Annotated in this window: 18 protein-coding genes; 12 read left to right on the top strand and 6 right to left on the bottom strand. The window is 46.3% G+C overall.

Annotated elements, in window-relative coordinates:
- Window positions 1–326 precede the first annotated feature (326 nt).
- From RT717_RS10005 to RT717_RS09985, 5 genes are all read left to right on the top strand, one after another.
- Window positions 327–2,015, top strand: a complete 1,689-nt coding sequence (locus tag RT717_RS10005; protein ID WP_317491594.1) for an FAD-dependent oxidoreductase — start codon at window positions 327–329, stop codon at window positions 2,013–2,015.
- A gap of 106 nt (window positions 2,016–2,121) precedes the next feature.
- Window positions 2,122–2,307 carry a general stress protein CsbD gene (locus tag RT717_RS10000; RefSeq protein ID WP_152000033.1) on the top strand — a complete coding sequence of 62 codons (186 nt, stop codon included), beginning with the start codon at window positions 2,122–2,124 and terminating at the stop codon, window positions 2,305–2,307.
- A 165-nt stretch (window positions 2,308–2,472) separates the two neighbouring features.
- The gene (locus RT717_RS09995; RefSeq protein ID WP_317491593.1) at window positions 2,473–2,868 is read left to right on the top strand and encodes a hypothetical protein; all 396 of its coding nucleotides are present in this window, start codon (window positions 2,473–2,475) and stop codon (window positions 2,866–2,868) included.
- A gap of 158 nt (window positions 2,869–3,026) precedes the next feature.
- Window positions 3,027–3,818: a HipA family kinase gene (locus RT717_RS09990; RefSeq protein ID WP_317491592.1), complete on the top strand. Its 792-nt coding sequence runs from the start codon at window positions 3,027–3,029 to the stop codon at window positions 3,816–3,818.
- The gene (locus RT717_RS09985) at window positions 3,796–4,191 is read left to right on the top strand and encodes a DUF3037 domain-containing protein (protein WP_317491591.1); all 396 of its coding nucleotides are present in this window, start codon (window positions 3,796–3,798) and stop codon (window positions 4,189–4,191) included. Before RT717_RS09990 ends, RT717_RS09985 begins: the two co-directional genes overlap by 23 nt.
- Window positions 4,192–4,270: 79 nt before the next feature.
- Here the strand turns inward: RT717_RS09985 and RT717_RS09980 are convergent, their stop codons facing one another.
- Together RT717_RS09980 and RT717_RS09975 are read right to left on the bottom strand one after the other, a co-directional pair.
- On the bottom strand, window positions 4,271–5,134 hold the full coding sequence (locus tag RT717_RS09980) for a sigma-70 family RNA polymerase sigma factor (protein WP_152000029.1): 864 nt from the start codon (window positions 5,132–5,134) through the stop codon (window positions 4,271–4,273).
- Between the two features lie 221 nt (window positions 5,135–5,355).
- Window positions 5,356–6,369, bottom strand: coding sequence for a helix-turn-helix transcriptional regulator (locus RT717_RS09975; RefSeq protein WP_317491590.1), 1,014 nt, complete (start codon window positions 6,367–6,369; stop codon window positions 5,356–5,358).
- A gap of 197 nt (window positions 6,370–6,566) precedes the next feature.
- Between RT717_RS09975 and RT717_RS09970 the strand changes: the two genes are divergently transcribed.
- The 3 genes from RT717_RS09970 (at window position 6,567) to RT717_RS09960 (ending at window position 8,716) form a co-directional block, all read left to right on the top strand.
- Entirely contained in the window at window positions 6,567–7,232 is a 666-nt protein-coding gene (locus RT717_RS09970) for a c-type cytochrome (protein ID WP_317491589.1), read from the top strand.
- Between the two features lie 25 nt (window positions 7,233–7,257).
- Window positions 7,258–7,761: a hypothetical protein gene (locus RT717_RS09965; protein ID WP_317491588.1), complete on the top strand. Its 504-nt coding sequence runs from the start codon at window positions 7,258–7,260 to the stop codon at window positions 7,759–7,761.
- A 229-nt stretch (window positions 7,762–7,990) separates the two neighbouring features.
- Entirely contained in the window at window positions 7,991–8,716 is a 726-nt protein-coding gene (locus tag RT717_RS09960; protein WP_317491587.1) for a hypothetical protein, read from the top strand.
- 26 nt (window positions 8,717–8,742) lie between these two features.
- Here RT717_RS09960 and RT717_RS09955 read toward each other — a convergent pair whose 3' ends face one another.
- The 3 genes from RT717_RS09955 to RT717_RS09945 all read right to left on the bottom strand — a co-directional run bounded on the left by RT717_RS09955 (window position 8,743) and on the right by RT717_RS09945 (window position 11,417).
- The gene (locus tag RT717_RS09955) at window positions 8,743–9,237 is read right to left on the bottom strand and encodes a GNAT family N-acetyltransferase (protein WP_317491586.1); all 495 of its coding nucleotides are present in this window, start codon (window positions 9,235–9,237) and stop codon (window positions 8,743–8,745) included.
- An 83-nt stretch (window positions 9,238–9,320) separates the two neighbouring features.
- Window positions 9,321–9,671 (bottom strand): DoxX family protein, encoded by a 351-nt coding sequence (locus tag RT717_RS09950; protein ID WP_317491585.1) that lies wholly within the window; start codon window positions 9,669–9,671, stop codon window positions 9,321–9,323.
- Window positions 9,672–11,417 carry a serine hydrolase domain-containing protein gene (locus tag RT717_RS09945; protein WP_317491584.1) on the bottom strand — a complete coding sequence of 582 codons (1,746 nt, stop codon included), beginning with the start codon at window positions 11,415–11,417 and terminating at the stop codon, window positions 9,672–9,674.
- A gap of 163 nt (window positions 11,418–11,580) precedes the next feature.
- On the opposite strand from RT717_RS09945, the gene RT717_RS09940 reads away from it, so the two are divergent.
- Genes RT717_RS09940 through RT717_RS09930 form a run of 3 tightly spaced genes read left to right on the top strand, consistent with a single transcriptional unit; the run spans window position 11,581 to window position 13,326 of the window.
- A complete protein-coding gene (locus RT717_RS09940; RefSeq protein WP_317491583.1) occupies window positions 11,581–12,387 on the top strand; it encodes a hypothetical protein in 807 nt (268 codons plus the stop codon).
- Window positions 12,377–12,889, top strand: a complete 513-nt coding sequence (locus tag RT717_RS09935; RefSeq protein WP_317491582.1) for a DUF350 domain-containing protein — start codon at window positions 12,377–12,379, stop codon at window positions 12,887–12,889. Before RT717_RS09940 ends, RT717_RS09935 begins: the two co-directional genes overlap by 11 nt.
- Window positions 12,890–12,912: 23 nt before the next feature.
- Window positions 12,913–13,326, top strand: a complete 414-nt coding sequence (locus RT717_RS09930) for a nuclear transport factor 2 family protein (protein ID WP_317491581.1) — start codon at window positions 12,913–12,915, stop codon at window positions 13,324–13,326.
- Between the two features lie 18 nt (window positions 13,327–13,344).
- Here RT717_RS09930 and RT717_RS09925 read toward each other — a convergent pair whose 3' ends face one another.
- Window positions 13,345–15,546 (bottom strand): acylase, encoded by a 2,202-nt coding sequence (locus RT717_RS09925; protein WP_317491580.1) that lies wholly within the window; start codon window positions 15,544–15,546, stop codon window positions 13,345–13,347.
- 164 nt (window positions 15,547–15,710) lie between these two features.
- On the opposite strand from RT717_RS09925, the gene RT717_RS09920 reads away from it, so the two are divergent.
- Window positions 15,711–16,796 carry an alpha/beta hydrolase gene (locus tag RT717_RS09920; RefSeq protein WP_317491579.1) on the top strand — a complete coding sequence of 362 codons (1,086 nt, stop codon included), beginning with the start codon at window positions 15,711–15,713 and terminating at the stop codon, window positions 16,794–16,796.
- The last annotated feature ends 12 nt before the right edge of the window (window positions 16,797–16,808 follow it).

Below are 16,808 nucleotides of genomic sequence, written 5' to 3'. Positions count from 1 at the left end.
CTTTTCGAATATTCCTTCATCTGCGCCACCTGCAAAACCTTGTGCCTATTATAAATCATTTGTCCGCCACCAGGAATACGGAGAACATTCAAGGCCTGAATTGGGAAATAGCTCGGGGCGGAAAGAAGAAGGACATGAAAGCTGAATTTTAGAAGAACCACCGATTATATATCACAATAACAAATGGGGTACAAAGTCGCCTCCTTTCAATTTGCATAGCTGTACTCCACCAGGAATTGACAAATATCATAACCCATCTGTTACAATTGTCACAGTACACTAGCCTTGCCCTATGCAAATTTGCGATCCATTTATTGAGACAAAAAATGAGAAGAACTAGAATAGTAATCGTAGGCGGTCTTTCCGCAGGCCCCTCAGCAGCAGCAAAGGCCCGACGGACAGACGAAAACGCAGAAATCATCATGTTTGAAAAAACATCACATGTGAGCTATGCGACCTGTGGTATCCCCTACGCTCTTTCTGGCAAAATAAAAACCAGGGATAAGCTCATCGTAGTGCAACCGGAGCTACTTGAAAAGAGGTTTGGAGTAGAACTTCATCTGGATGAGCCAGTAACAGATATTGACCCGGAAGCCCGCATTGTATACACCAACAAGGGCGCCTATGAATACGACAAACTTGTATTTGCGACTGGCGGCCAGGCGGTTTTGCCTCCTATTAAAAACATTGAGATCTTTGAAAGCTGGGCCCACGCCAAAACACTTGAAGACTTTGACAGGGTGATGAAAAGTGGTGTGATGGACACTGCAAATCACTTCACCATTCTAGGTGCCGGTCTCATAGGCTTGGAAACCGCCGAAAACCTTGTTCATGCTGGCAAAAAAGTGACAGTAATAGAGCTTGGAAACCAGGTATTGGCAAACTGGGACGTGAAATTTGCCCACCTTGCAAAGAACGTGCTGGAAGATAATGGCATTGATGTCCGCCTTGGCGTGTCAGTCGTGGAAGTTGACCGCACCACAAATGAATTGATCCTTAGCAACGGAAACCGCCTCTTTACAGACTACCTTTTGGTAGGCATCAGCATTAAGCCTAATACGCAAATGCTCGTTCGAAAAGGCGCCAGGCATCTACCCAACGGTGCACTGCTGGTGAACAAGCATATGGAAACCTCCATTCCAGACATTTATGCGGCTGGTGATTGTGCAGCGATCAACAACATGATAACGGGTGAGCATAGCTGGTACCCGATGGGCACTCATTCCAACAAAGGAGGCCGGGCCGCTGGTGCGAATGCAGCCGGGGGCAATGTAACCTTTGAGGGGGGCTATGGCACGGCAATCATGAAAATATTTGACTATGCCATTGCCCGAACAGGCATGGGACCCAAATCACTCGAAAGGGCTGGCATCCCGTTCAAATCAACTTTAATTATCGCAGGTTCCACTCCTGGTTTCTTTCCCGATCAAAAAGACCTGTTACTAGAAATTCACTACGACCCCGAAACCGGCGTTTTGCTCGGGGCAGAACTGTTCGGCGAGCATGGGGTTGACAAGCGAGTTGATGTGCTGGCCACCGCCCTGTATGCCCGACTAACCATTGATGACCTACCCCGCCTCGATCTGGCCTATGCGCCACCCTTCTCGGCCGCCAAAGACCCCGTGGTAGTGGCTGGGTTCGTAGCAGGCAATTCGATGAGGGCCAGTTACCAAGAAGTGTCGGTCGTTGAGGCAGCCAGGGCTCTTAATCAGTCTGTCTCCCCCGCAAGCTACACACTGCTTGACGTCAGAAACCCTACCGAGATTCATAAAGAAGGATATATTCAACACTCTATCAACATTCCTCTTGACGAGTTGCGACTGAGAATCAATGAAATTGATCTTGATAGGCCCACCTATGTTTACTGTGCGAAAGGATTAAGGGGCTATATGGCTTCTTTAATATTACTTCACCACAACTGCAAAAAAGTTTACAATGTAGCCGGGGGATTTACCGCATGGAAGACGATAGTTGGCGAGGTAAAGCAGGTGGAAGAAGTGTCACCCGTGTCTTGAAAATGGAACACCACTCGTGCTGAAGAAAACGAGGAAAACCTACAACTCTAGAATGTAAAATCCAAATAACAACAAATATTCCCCAAATATGCTTACCTTGCAGCATATGGAGATCGTTAGAAGCTGGAGAGAGCAAAAGGTAATGTTGAAATGGAGATTTCCTGACCTCAATGACAGCGACTTTTTCCTGGCTGATACTGACCGGGAAAGTATGCTGGTTAAGCTTGAAGAAAAGCTAAAAAAGACCAGAGCAGAGCTGGAACACATATTCGCTGAACTTCAGCGTTACTAGATTTGTTCCTATTTAGAATCCACAACATGTAATTATCTGCTCTAAAAAATACGACTATCCATATCAGCCCCGAACTGAGGGTGATACATAAGTCGACTACCGTTATAAACTCGTCGGCAATAAATATTCATAGAAAAACAATTTGTAAATAATCAATATAGTTCAATGGCCAATTATTCTTCTGAAGTTTCCCACACTTACACTTATTTGTGGAACAAGTACAGACCGGCAATTCTCAAGCACATGATAGACTCGGCAGAAGGTCCACAGACCTACAAGATGTCTAAACATGAATTTACCATCATCAACCCTAAGGAAAAGGGTGGTTATTCTTTCTCTTTGAATGTATTCAAAGGAAAGGCCCAAAATGACATTAGAACTTCTATCGTAGCAAAAGACCTTCTGGTGATTTTGCAGTCTTCAAAAACTGCCAATGATCTGGTAAGCACTGCTACTTATGAATTCGTTATGGACAAACACTTCGTGCTGCATATCAACCGGGGCGAGGAAATTGTTGAAGAAGAAACAGAGGTAGAAGAGACTGCTGAAAAAGAAGCTTAAACAGCAAGCGATCAGCGCTGATGATATTTGTGGGGGAATATGTCGACAAGACATGTTTCCCCCTTTTTTTTGGCCTATGGCGACTCCGTTTCCCGAAGATTGCTTTTTATTAACAGGCAGCGTTGTGTTACATTTGCCGCAACGGTTTACAACAATTGATGGCACACGCAGCTGAAATTCGTACTGTTAGCGTTACCCGCTACGTCACCCCTCTCCGGGAAGGTGGTTCACTGCCTGCCATTGTTGAAGCTGATGATGAATTTCTATATGTACTGAAATTCAAAGGAGCCGGCCAGGGCAAGAAAGCACTGATAGCAGAGCTTATTGGTGGCGAAATTGCCAGGCTATTAGGGTTCAGAGTGCCGGAAATTGTTTTTGCAGACCTAGATATTGCCTTTGGCCGTATTGAAGGTGACGAAGAAATACAGGATCTGCTGAAGGCCAGCGTCGGTATTAACCTCGGGCTGCACTACTTGTCTGGCTCAATCACCTATGACCCGGTGGCGACTAAGCTATCGCCTTTGCTGGCGTCTCAGATAGTGTGGCTCGACAGCCTGCTGATGAACGTCGACCGCACGGCCCGCAACACCAACATGCTCTGGTGGCACAAAGAGCTTTGGCTGATCGATCATGGTGCCTCCCTGTATTTCCATCACAGCTGGGACAACTGGGACAAGCCAAAAAAACCTTTTCAGCTGATTTCAAAGCACGTACTGCTTCCCATTGCCAGCGAGCTTGATGCTGTCGACAAACAGTTCGCACCTGTGTTGACTGAGCAGGCCATCAAAGCCATTGTGGCCCTAATACCCGATGACTGGCTGGTAGAGGACTCTCCGTTCCAAAACCCCGAACAGCACAGGGCCGCCTATATTCAATTTTTGACTACACGGGTAGCCAACTCTTCTTTTTTCGTCAACGAAGCAAAACATGCAAGAGAGACAGCTATTTGAATACGCCGTCGTTCGTGTGGTGCCACATGTCGAGCGTGAAGAGTTTCTGAACGTGGGGGTTGTGCTGTTGTGCTCAGGGCAAAAGTTCTTGCGGGCTCGATTTGACTGGAACGAGTCTCGATTGGCCGGGCTTTGCCAAAAGACAGATTTTAACGAACTGAAGGTGTATGCAGACTCCTTTGAGAAGATTTGCCAGGGAGGGAAAGAAGCGGGCCCGATTGGGCAGCTCGGAATAACCGAGCGTTTTCGCTGGCTGACAGCAGCAAGAAGCACAGTGCTCCAGACCTCCAAAGTACACCCTGGGTTGTGTGTGAATGCTGGGGAGACGCTTGACAGGTTGTTTGAAGAGCTGGTGAAGCTACCTGAGGCCTAACAGCCCCGATTCCAACAAAAAACACCTACCCTCCCGGATAAGTGCTTCTTATATTTTTGCACGGAAATTATTCCGTAGACTACTCTAAGAACGATTTCAATATCTTGCTTCTGGTGCCACTACGGAGCCTGCGGGTAGCAGTTTCCTTGATCTGGCGAACTCTTTCACGAGTGAGGTTGAACTTGTCACCAATCTCCTCCAGTGTCATGCGCTGCTCACCGTTGATGCCATAGTAGAACGATACTACCTCAGCTTCTCTGGCAGTAAGCGTAGACAAACAACGCTGAATTTCTTTTTGCAAAGAAGCCACCATCAGGCCGGCATCAGGTCTTTCTTCATTTTCGTCCACCATCACATCAAGCAAGCCGTTTTCTTCACCACTCACAAATGGTGCATCAATACTTACCTGACGGCCTGACACTTTCTGTGTTGCAAGCACTTCGCTCAAACTGACATCAAGCACTTCGGCCAACTCCTCAGCCGTAGGCTCACGCTGAAACTTTTGCTCCAGGTCAGAAAATGCCTTCGATATTTTGTTCAAAGACCCTACCCTGTTCAAAGGCAAACGCACAATTCTTGACTGCTCGGCCAACGCCTGCATAATAGACTGGCGAATCCACCAAACAGCGTACGAGATGAATTTGAAACCACGGGTTTCATCAAAACGTTGAGCCGCTTTGATCAGACCAACATTGCCCTCACTGATAAGGTCTCCAAGGCTAAGGCTGCCTGTTTGATATTGTTTAGCTACCGAAACAACGAAGCGCAAATTGGCTTTTGTTAGTTTTTCAAGTGCTATTTGATCTCCTTCTCTGATCTTTTGGGCTAAGATCACTTCCTCGTCTGCGGTGATGAGGTCTACTTTTCCAATTTCTTGTAAATACTTGTCGAGAGACTGACTCTCCCTGTTGGTAATCTGTTTACTTATTTTGAGTTGTCTCATCCAAGCTTTTTAAATGTGAAGACAAAGGTAACCTTTAATTTTGAGAACGTTTCTCTTTCTGAGGCAATTAGATGAAATAAAGATGTTCTTTCTGCCTTTCAGAGAGCAACAACTAAAGTTTGCTGCGATAGTAAAATGACATTTGGTGTTAAAAAGTTCTTCATTTGGCACGATAGGATAAAAAAACATCTTCAGAAGCCAAAATTGCCGGAAAATAGCCGTTAGTATGTTGGTTTATACCTGAATTCAGTAGGCACAACGCCATAAATCCTTTTGAAAGCCGTAGAAAAATGGTTAGGATTTTTGTAACCGAAGGTTCGTGCAACCTGTAAAACTTTTACGTCTTCGTCCTGCAGAAGATGCACCGCATGTTGCATTCTCAGGTCGCTGATGTACTCAAAGATGCTTTTTCCTTCCACGGCCCTGAACACCGACATAAGTTTATTGCCATTAGTTGCAAACTGCCTGGCGAGGCCAGCAATGGAATGATCCTCGAGATAGTTGTCCCGCAGATATTGCTTGAGAGCATGCACCAACTCCTGATCCCTTCTATGTGTTGGGTTCTTATCAGTCATTTTGTACTCTTCGCCGAAAAGAGCGTGTAACTGAAGCAAAATAATCTGGGTTACCGAAGTCTCAACCATCATTACACCCAAACTCCCAACCAACGGACAATCGGTCAGGGTTTGAATGGCTCTAAGCTGAGCAAGGCTGAGCGGCTGATACTCTTTACCAAAAACCCTTTCTTTTTTGGCTATCTTTTCCCTCACCCAGTCAGCCCAGGGCTCGTTTTGCGGCAAAAAGCTATCCAGGTATTCCGGTGCATACGACACGTGAACATAATGAAGCTCGCTGTTTGCAGCTATATGATGACGGTATTCGTTGTTAGGATCAAATTTGAAGTTTTGAGAAGACTGCTTAGTGGCTATGAACTGGCTCGATCCTTTCAGATATGTCTTTACATCAGCCTTCATCAAAAGGCAGCTTCCGGGAAGATCCGCTCCCTCACTTCGGAGATTTTTAAGCACGACATCCCTTGAGAATATCCCTTCGACCTCCCTAATGGAGAAATTTGGAAGGTACATGTCTCTCGATTTGAAAGATGCAAGTTCCGAATCCGGTAGCGTATTCGGTTCAGCAGGAGACTTGATAAAAACTCCATAGGGAATTCTGTTGCTCTCCCCATGCCTCAATATCGGGACATTGGGTGAGTCAAGGGTAATGTAGTCACTCATATTAAAAAATACCGACCATCAGGCCAGCAACAAAGCTCTTCCACGAAAAACACCGCCCATAAGTTTCAAATCTGAAAAGAAACATGCTAACAGATGCGAATAGAAGGAAAGTGTTTTCACGTACTATTCTCTCTTTTTCACGTAGGCCGGCCCGTCAATAGTTTCGTAAAACCCGCCAAACCATCAATAATTCAACAATGAAAATGCTCGACAATTTTCGATCAAACAATGTGAATGCAAAAAACAAGCGTATAAAGGCGCTGCACTCAGGAATCCTTCAGATCGCAAACTTTGTGGCTTTAGCCGCAGCTATGTGCGCCTGCTCCCAGTCAGCCAATGTAAGCGAGAAGCCAGTATCACCGGACGTGATGAAAAGGGAAGCCATACTACGTGGCGAATACCTTGTTAACACCAGCGCTTGCCACGATTGCCATACGCCTAAGGTAATGACTCCACAAGGACCTGCACTGGATACCACTCGTCTTTTATCAGGTCATCCGGCAAGCGAAGGGATTGCCAGCATACCAATGCAGCAAGATTGGATACTGTTTTCTCAAGGTCTCACAGCCGCTGTTGGCCCATGGGGCGTTTCGTTCTCTGCGAACCTAACCCCCGACGATGCCACCGGAACTGGTCGTTGGACCTACGAGCAATTCGAAACTGCCATCAGAAAAGGTAAGTCGAAGGGATTAGAAAGAGCACGTGACCTGCTACCGCCAATGCCCTGGCAGATGTACCAGCAAATGACGGATCAGGATTTGAAAGACATATTCGCTTACCTGCAATCCATAAGGCCCGTTGCAAATGCAGTTCCGGCACCGATCGCCCCGCAGGACATCGTAGCTGTCAGCCTGAAGAATTAGAGTTTGTTTTTTAACCAAATACCAAATGAAAGCGTTAGCTATTTTTTCAACTTTGTTACTCGGAGTACATTTTGCAACGGCTCATTCGCCTGAAGAAGAGAAAGGCACAGCCGCTGAAAACCTGGGCAGACAAATACTGGTCACTTTTCAGAACAAATCCATCAAAGAGTATTATCACCTGTTTCCATCACTGGAAGAACTCCATGGTCTAATGATGGCCAATTCAGATGCTTACAGTGTGTTTCTCGACGTGGCAAAAAAAGACTTTGCCAAAGTTTACCAAAAGAGAATAAAGCCTGAGATTGAGTCGGCCTATTTAAGAACGTTCTATGCAGGCTGTGAGCTTGGAATTGAGTGGTCCGAAGTAATATTTGTCGGCGCCTACGAAGCGGAATCTCCCCGGGCCGATGGCACAAGCTCGCTTGTTATCGAATTTTTATCCGGACAGAAAAATTACAAACTTTTGGTGGAGAAAGTGATGATACTCAGTGGCGAGTGGAAAACGACACAATACATTAACCTGATTTGATTTTTTAGTTTAAATGTTGTGCTAACATGGTAAAAGGGGCTCTTTTTTGAGCCCTTTTTATTGTTACTAACCCATACGTTGGCGAGAATTTTTCGCTTGCCCAGGCACAGTTTTCCGGCGGTAACTGCGATGCTGTTTACGGCTTTCGGAAAATGATTTTATGCCGATGGCCGTTTTTTTTATTTTTACCATAGATGTTTACCCCTATTTACTCTGAACACCAACTGCTATGAGCTTAGTCGCCGGATATAGTCCCCACGTCAGGACGCTCACTATGGTTAGCTTTCTACTGCTGCTTTCCACTGGGGTGATGAATGCCCAAATAGTGTCCTACAAGGACAGGAATGTAGTAGACTATCAGGACTACATCAATTACTCAAAAGCAATTACCGGAGCCAACAAGGGTGAAGAGTACGAGGGCTCTCCGTATATGGAAGACGAGTTTAAAGACGGTATTGTCTTCATAGAAAAGGATCGAAAAACAAATCCGGTGCCCATGCGATACAATATGTACGCCGACCAAATGGAATTTAAGCGAGGAGACTTCACCTATCTGATGGAGCCTGTTTTAAGTATCGACATGATCTCGGTGGGTGAACACTTGTTCATATTGGGAGAGTTTATTGAGGCAAACAAGTACAACCTCGGCTTCTTTGAGGTAATTGACACGGGAAGGTTGAATGTGATGATGAAACAGGTGGTGCGGCTGAGACCAGGGCAAGCTCCTAAAGCCATGGAAAGTGCGCCAACTCTCCCCACCTACCTCAAGCTCGGGTTCGAGTACTACTACCAGCTCGACAAGGACGAGGTGTTCAAGATATCAAAGGTGAAAGCGCTGGTTGAAAGCTTACCTGACCATCAGGATGAGATGAGGCAATTTGTGAAAAAAGAGAGAATCTCCCGGAAGAAGGAAGATTTGAGAAAACTGGCAGCCTACTACAACAGTCTAAAGTAGACCTCCTTAAAACAATCACCGATACGTTAGACTTCTGTGTCAGCCATTACCCATTCGATAGAGTCATCTTTCGAAACCTCACCGATCAGCTGAAATCCATTTCTATTGTAAAAGGAGGTTAACCTGTAATCATCTATTGTGAGCCAGAACGGCTTGCCATCAAAAACCTTTCTTGCCTGCTCAATCCATTTAGAGCCAAGGTTGCATCCCCTCATCTCTTCCGAAATCCACAAAAACCCAATATAAAGCAGGCCTTTGTCAAAAAGCGCTTGAGCCATTTTTTCATCGAGTGTATCTGGCGGAATTGTGCTGAATACTATGCCTCCTCCCAGCACTTTTTCATCACTTAGCAGGCAAAACACACGGGCTGTAGCAGCGTATTGGGCCCAGAACGGCACTATACATTCCTGCCAATCGTCAGGAAGTATGTCGAAAAGAACTTGAGGGGTGTTTGTTACTTCCTTAAACTCCTGTAAATCAGGCGTTTTTACTTCAACCAGCAGGCTGGATTCTGTTCCCATATTGTTATTAAAACTGCTGCAAAATTAATGGAAAGTAAAGCAGCTTTTTATCATGGAGTTCATAATATTTTTTGTTACCAAATTCAGACGTACTGCCATGCCCACCAAATCAACAGACCCTGTGCCGGAAGCCTCAGCCACAGCCCCCAAATGGGCACCTTCATTCCAGCTCCTTTCTGAATAAGATGATACACATTGGCGGGAAAGATAGCGATCAAAAGAGCGATAACACCAATGGCGGCCATCGGTCTGTAAGAAGTCAGCAGTAATATGCCTAGTAAGATCTCAGCGGCTCCGCTTATGCTATTGATCAACTGCTTGTATTTCAAAACAGGCGGAATAATGCGGAGATAAAATGTTGGGTTGATAAAATGATTAATGCCTGCCAAAATATAAAGCACGGCCATCACGTACAAATGCCATTGCGTTTCCATTTACTGCTTTTCAAAAGCCACGTTTCTTACCCTGCCGGCGTTCACTTTGAAGCCATAAATTGCATTGCTGCTGTTCCTGGTAAAATCGATGTTTCCAGTCCACCAGGCTGATGATGAAAACCCATCTTTTTGCTTAATGGTCAGTTTAATATCATCGTGCCGTTGATGGTGAGCTACAAGCGTATCGTTGACTACCTCAAGGGTGTAGGCTGTTTCAAGCTCAGGACTGTAGAACCGGCCTGTATATTCCGACAGGACTACCGAAGATGTCTCGAAGGCTTCTTTTGGTTGGTCATCCCCAGCCGGAGGAGCCTCCGATGGTTTAGGAGGTACCTCTGTTAGCTGATCAGCGAGGAAGATGTCTGCAATTTGATAGGCAATATTGCCGGGATTGAATGACGCCAGGTTGCTGAAAACAATCACGGAAAAGCGCTGCCCAGGAAACCGATTGATAAATGTTCGGTAACCTGCATCAGCGCCACCGTGCGTTTTGTTGACCAGCCCCTTGTAGCTCCCTATTCCCTGCCCGAACCCATAGCCCATGGTGTCGCCTTTGTTGAGGATATAACGCTCATCCATCATTTTCATAATGTTGTCGTTACCTACACTAACATTTTCAAAATTGACTGCCCAAAGTGCCAGGTCTTCTACAGTAGTAAACAGACTGGTGGCACCCACGTTGGCATAGCTGAGAACCGATTTCTTTAGCTCTCCCTTGTCATTTTTGTAATATGAGTAGGCTCGTCCCCTCACAATCTTCTCATGGTCGTCGTAAAACAGCGTATTCTTCATTCCCAGCGGATCAAACATATTGGCCTTTGTCCACTCAGCAAATGACTGCCCCGTAACCCTCGACACAATCTCCGCCAGCAGTGTAAAACCTGTGTTGCAATACAGCATTTCCTCACCCGGCTCAAAGTTGAGTTCCTTCTGGTTAAAAATCAGTCTCAGCACCTGCTCTCTGGTGATTACATCATCCAACCTCCAGCCTGCAAGCGCCAGCAAGCTCCATTGATCCCTCAGCCCGCTGGTGTGGTGTACCAGGTGACTGAGTGTGATCTTTTTGCCGAAGTCGTGCATTTCTGGCAGGTACTTTCTGATGTCGTCGTCCATCGACACCTTGCCCTGGTCGGCCAGCATAGCGATGGCAAACCCTGTGAACTGTTTGGAAACTGACGCCACATGAAAAATAGTGGTTGACGAATTTCTTATATCATATTCGAGATTGGCAAAGCCATAACCTTTACTAAAAACTACTTTTCCATCCTTGACTACTGCAACGGTCGCTCCGGGAACCGTCTCGCCAGCGCCCATGGCAAACCTCATGAGCTGATCGATTTTACCTTCGTTTGTGGTAGCCACTGCTTCTACCCTGTCCAGCATTATCACGTAGTCACCCTCGCCCTCCTGAAACGGCGTAACAACTATCTTGTAAACGCCGCCTTCACTTGTAAATTGAAATGGTTCGGGGCCCCTGGCCGGGCTGTCAAATTCACGTAACAGTTGACCTTCGGGGCCAAATACTTTCACTACCACATCTACAGACACCTGGTCCGCAAACCCACTGGCAAGCGCACCTTTTTCAAGGTGAACCCTGAATGTATCAGTGGCCCCTTTTGCTAATTTTGATTCAAAAGGAGACGAAACAGACAAATCAGACCCCTCCGTTATCAGCAGAGGGGTGCCTGACCGCTCACAGCCGAACGCCAAAGACGCCGCCAGCAGCAGGTAGCTATATTTCTTCATGTTATTGTAAGGCCAGGTTATTTCTATTTTTAATGAATGTATCGATTTTAGGTGAAAAATCAGCTTATTGCTACCCCCAATTAAACTGTTAAGTCCAGGGCTGAGGCCACCTATTGATGAAAATGAAGTCAAGGACACATGTAAGCTTAAAGCCGAATAAGCGATGAAGGTTGCAGTTAGATTAGTAGCACTCTTTTTTTTGCTCTTCTGGATCATCAACATACTCATCGATGGGCTCAAGCATTCAGAGATGGGCTATGAGGTCGATTTATGCGAGGATTACACGGAGTTTGATTCTTTGACTTCGGACAGGATCCATTACCGAAACTGGGATTTGATTGACTACCGAGCCTCCTATTGCACTCATTACCGCAGTTACGAAGACCTTGCAAACCAGAGCCGGAAAAAAAGGAATCTTATCAATCCGTCAAACAATGAATATGGAGCTTATTGGGGAAGTGTTTACAGGCAGCTAGTGGAAGAAAACGATGAATGGGTAAGCTTTATGGCCGACAGTCTTCTGCAAACTGCGTTGCTTGACAGCCTCGACGCTGCTTCGCTGGCAGAGTTGACAGTATCATTTGTGCAGGATATTCCCTACCATTTTATTAGTTCAGGAGACTGTTCCGAAGCAGACGCAACGAAACATCCTTGTGTGGCATTGGCCAAATTTGGCATCCTGTCACCTTATGAGTTTTTGCATACCCTGTCTGGTGATTGTGACACCAGAGCGGTGTTGCTCTTTTCTTTGCTTCGCAAACTCAACTTTGACCCAATGATTGTGGTGAGCTATGAATACAGGCACGCCATGCTGGCGCTCAATATCCCGTCTTCAGGCGATCACATTACTTTAGGTAGAAAAAACTACTATTTTTGGGAAACAACCGCTAAGGGCTGGCCTGTTGGCATGCTACCGCCTGATATGCAAAACATTGATTACTGGGAAATCGCATTAGTGAATGAACTATAACATCGCCATACTTGGGCTCATCGAAATAGTGTCGGCCGTTACTATCGGCATCTTCATCCTTGCCATTACCTACAAAATATTGCAATGGGTGGGTAGAAGGTATTATAAGATCTCCGAAAGCAACCTGGCCTACAGTATTTTCACTGCCAGCATCATGTTTTCGGTTGGTTTTATGATCAATGAGGTAATTCAGCCACTTATTTCCTCGTTCAGGCTTCTAAATCAGGACGCTGCCAGCTATGTGTTGGCCTTGAGGTATATTGGGCAGGGCGCTGTTTACATTGCCATTGCCTACTGCGCTTCCATTGTGATAGCGCTGCTGAGCACCTCCCTGTATGCCCGGCTCACTCCTATCGATGAATTTGAAGAAATAAGAAAAAACAATGTAGGCATTGCCATCATCATTGGTAGTATCATCATAACCCTTACCTTGCTTACCAAAAGTGGCGTGGGGCTTTTGATAGAGTCCATCATTCCCTACCCTCAATTACCTCCTAAATAACTGAACACTTAAACTATAAAAATATGCGTACACAATTATTGACTGTCTGTCTGGCTATGTTTGCTTTGACAGCTTTTGGCCAGAAGGAACTACTGGATGCTGAAAAATACCGGTTCGAGGTGATGGCAAAAAAGGATACCAAGACACTTGAGACGATTCTTGCCGACGACTTGATGTATACTCATTCGCACGGTGGCGTTGACGGCAAAGCCAAAATCATTGAATCGGTGGCCGCTGGCACCTACAAAAATGTAGAGATTCTTGAGCAAAATCCGATTTCGTGGGGAAATACAGGCGTAATCTCAGGAAAGGCCCGTTTTCTGATAGGCGACCCAAAGGGAGATCGTACGATTATCCTTAAATACACTGACGTTTACCGCAAGGAAAAAGGTACCTGGAAGCTCGCCGCCTGGCAATCTTTGCTGGTTACTGAATAAAGTAAAATGCCGGGGGAGCTATTCTCCCGGCTTATATGTTTTCTCCGCCACTGCCTCAATATCCGCCCGGTAGAATAATACATCTCTGAACTCCCCTTTCCTGTACATTTCAGCCTGGTCATTGAAATGCGGTGAAGCCGGATCGCTCTTTTGCCCGCCAGTGACTATCGCCTTGGCTTTCACTGTATCACCAAACTCCACTACTGCCACAAAGCTGTTGCCACCTGTTCCGTACCACCGTTTAGTGCCTGGATATGGCCTGCTGCCGAATGCCGACAAAGCCCCCCACATGCTGCTGGTATAAGCAATGGGGTTGCTTGCCAATTCATCGTTGAAAGGCTCCCTGATGGCACCCTCCACCCGCTGAAAGCGATTGATTTCTCCCCAGGCTGTTTCCCAGCTACCAAAATCGGCTGTCAGCTTGTCAACTGCTTTTTTCAATGCATTGAGCTTCATTTGTGGCTCCACTTCGGTAGTCATATAGTCAATCATAGCCAGTTGCCTTAGCCGAACGCCTTTTGTTTCGTACAAGTCCCGCATTAATTCCTGGGCCCAGAAGATGGCCAGCGCCGTACCTACCGATTCTTCCCCAAAACGTAAATCCCACTCTTTAAGCACTTTGATCGGGGCTGCCAGCTCAGCGTTTTTATCAGTAGATTTTTCATAGGCTTGCACAAGCGAAGGAACAAGATTTTCGAAACCCACCAAATACGGATCATATGCTGCTTCAATCAGCTTGTCAAGTGTAAAGTTCGTTTTCCCTTCCAGCACCCGAACGGCGTGAATGCCTCTTGCATTTTCCGAGTCAGGTGCCATGTATACGGGATAATGTTCAGGCTTGGGACTAAATCCGGCAGCTGCCGTAAATGGTGTCGAATTGCAGTTTTGAAGCCAACCGCTTTCGGGGTTCCGCAAACTAACGAGTTCTTCGATTTTGTGGAGCCCCTGCCAGTCGGTGGCCGGGTTGCTGCCATCAATAACGCCCGAATAATCAAACCGGGGGTCACGGATGGGCATAAAATTGCCATGGTAGTAACCGATATTGCCCTGGTCGTCGGCATACACCGTATTGTTCGACGAGTTAGTACGAAGCCGCATGTTGTTATTGAATTCGTTGTAAGTGGCAGCCTTTGTCCGCATGTATGATTGACTGAGGGCATTCAATGGATCCTGCATCAGACCTACAGCAATCCATTTACCACCTTCTTCCCCTACAATTGGCCCATGGTGCGACTTGTAGATGGTGAACGTTTTGCTGGCGATTTGCTCGCCATCCTTGTACTTCAAAGTGACTTCCGAAGCCTCCAGGGCTCTCTCCTCTTCTCCATACTTGTAGAAATATTTGCCGTCCTTTTCTACAATTGTCTCGGCAAATTCGTCAATTACATCAGCTGCGCTGGAAGTATGCATCCAGCCGCAGTGCTCGTTGAAACCCTGATAGATAAAGTATTGCCCCCATGTAACGGCGCCGTAGGCATTCAACCCCTCTTCACTTACTACATGCTGTTCCGAGCGAAAAAAGAAAGAGGTGTGCGGATTGATAAGCAGCAAAGAATTGCCAGAGGCACTGTTGGAAGGTGCGATGGCAAACCCATTGGAGCCAGTTGGCTCAGGTTCGGGTTCGTAGGTGTACACTGAAGAAACCGGAGAAGCTGGCTTCCCCCCATAGAACGCCTCTAAGTTTTCAGTTGAAATGGATTCGATGTCACCACCAATGCTCCCTTCACTAAAAGTGAGGGGCATCCACGGTTCAAACCTGGTGAGCAGCATCGGCTTCACTTCAGGATGCTTGTAAAGGTAATAGTTGATACCATCAGCAAAGCCCTTCATTTGTTCTTTCATCCCCTCCGGGGCCTGATCATAAAGGGCCTTTATCTCCTCTTCATTGATAAAAAGCCGTTGCCGAAGGTCAGTATACAGTGCTTTCTCGCCTTCCACCTCAGCCATCCGCCCAATAGAGGTCAAATAATTGGTCTCAATACGCTTAAAGTCGTCTTCACATTGTGCATACATCATACCAAAAATGGCATCTGCATCGGTCTTCCCATAAATGTGGGGAATGCCCCAGTTGTCCCGAATAATGGTGACACGAGAGGCGGTGGCCTCCCAACGGTTGATTTCGTCAGTGGTGAATTCTGAAGCGCCCTGCTGTGGCGATTCGCACCACTGGAAAATAAACAGGGAAACTAAAATAAAGGTCAGTTGGATTGGACTTCTCACGATTGATCACAATTTGGTGGTTGAACAATATACAGGTTGGCTATTAATATAGTAAAACCGCTCAGGTAAATAAGCGTCGCCGCAAGATCGACCAACCAGGCCAGATCAAAAATGATTTTTTCTACAAATAAGTACTTTTATATCCTGAGTTGTCCTATCGTCATATGAGAGCACTTTATCAGATTGCGTTCCTTGCAGGCATCCTATTCAGTTGCGCCTGCAGCGATTCCAACCCGTCGCCGTCAGATGATGACAACAAACCGCCTTCTTCGGGAACCTCAAGTTTTACCATTACTACACTTGAGTTATCCAACGATCTAACGATCGACATTTATGTGCCGAGCGCAGAAAATGCTTCCGGGAAATACCCCATTATTTACTTCAATGATGGCGACGTTTTCAAAGGAGCCATTGCCAGCCTGACTTCTTACCAGTTTGAAGCTACTTCCACGGTAGAGCCCTTCATGATGGTGGGGATATCAGCAGGAGGCCACAGATACGGCAGGTATATACCCTACAACGACCCATGGATCAAAGAAAACTGGTCGGAATACTCTCCCGGTTCGATTAACTACACTGAAAGGCTCATCACTGAGGTGCTTCCGATGGTGGAGGAAGACTACCCTGTTGACCCGAAAAGAAGGGCGATATTTGGCTTCTCGCTTAGCGGGCTTTATGCCGCCTGGGCCGGGATAAATTATCCCGAAGTCTTTTCCTTTTCGGCCTCCATGTCACCGTCTTTCTGGGTAGCCGACTATGCCATTTTCGATGAGCCACGAGAGTTATCAAACACCCGGTTCTACTTCGACATCGGCACAAAAGAGTGGAACTATTACGTGCCGATGATTGAAAGCCTGGAAAATCAGGGATTTGAGTATGGCAAAGACATTTTCTACTATGAGGTGCCCAATGGTATCCATGCTGAAAGTGATTGGGCCAGCAGGTTACATATTCCTCTTGGGCTGTTCTTGAATGGGGCTCCGGCGGAAGTAAAAGACTACGAGGTTATAAAAGAGTGTATTCCCAGTCAATCGACTGCTGGTCTGGTTTTCCAAAGACTTAATCCCATCATCACTTTTACGAACGGCATCCGGTATTCGCTCTCAACAAGCGCCGCATTTCAGGTCGTCAGCGGCGAAGGCGTTGTGTTGGAAGATGGAAGGTTCGACGCTAAGGGCGGGAATATGACCGTTGAAATAAGCCATGATAACTGGAGTGAGCATATAGACCTGACAGACTGCAATAATTAGCCTTTTATTGGT

Origin of the sequence: Imperialibacter roseus (genome assembly GCF_032999765.1) — a bacterium.
GTDB classification, from domain to species: Bacteria; Bacteroidota; Bacteroidia; order Cytophagales; family Cyclobacteriaceae; genus Imperialibacter; species Imperialibacter roseus.
Note: the sequence above shows the minus strand (reverse complement) of the source record. Positions and strands in the feature narration are given on the sequence as shown.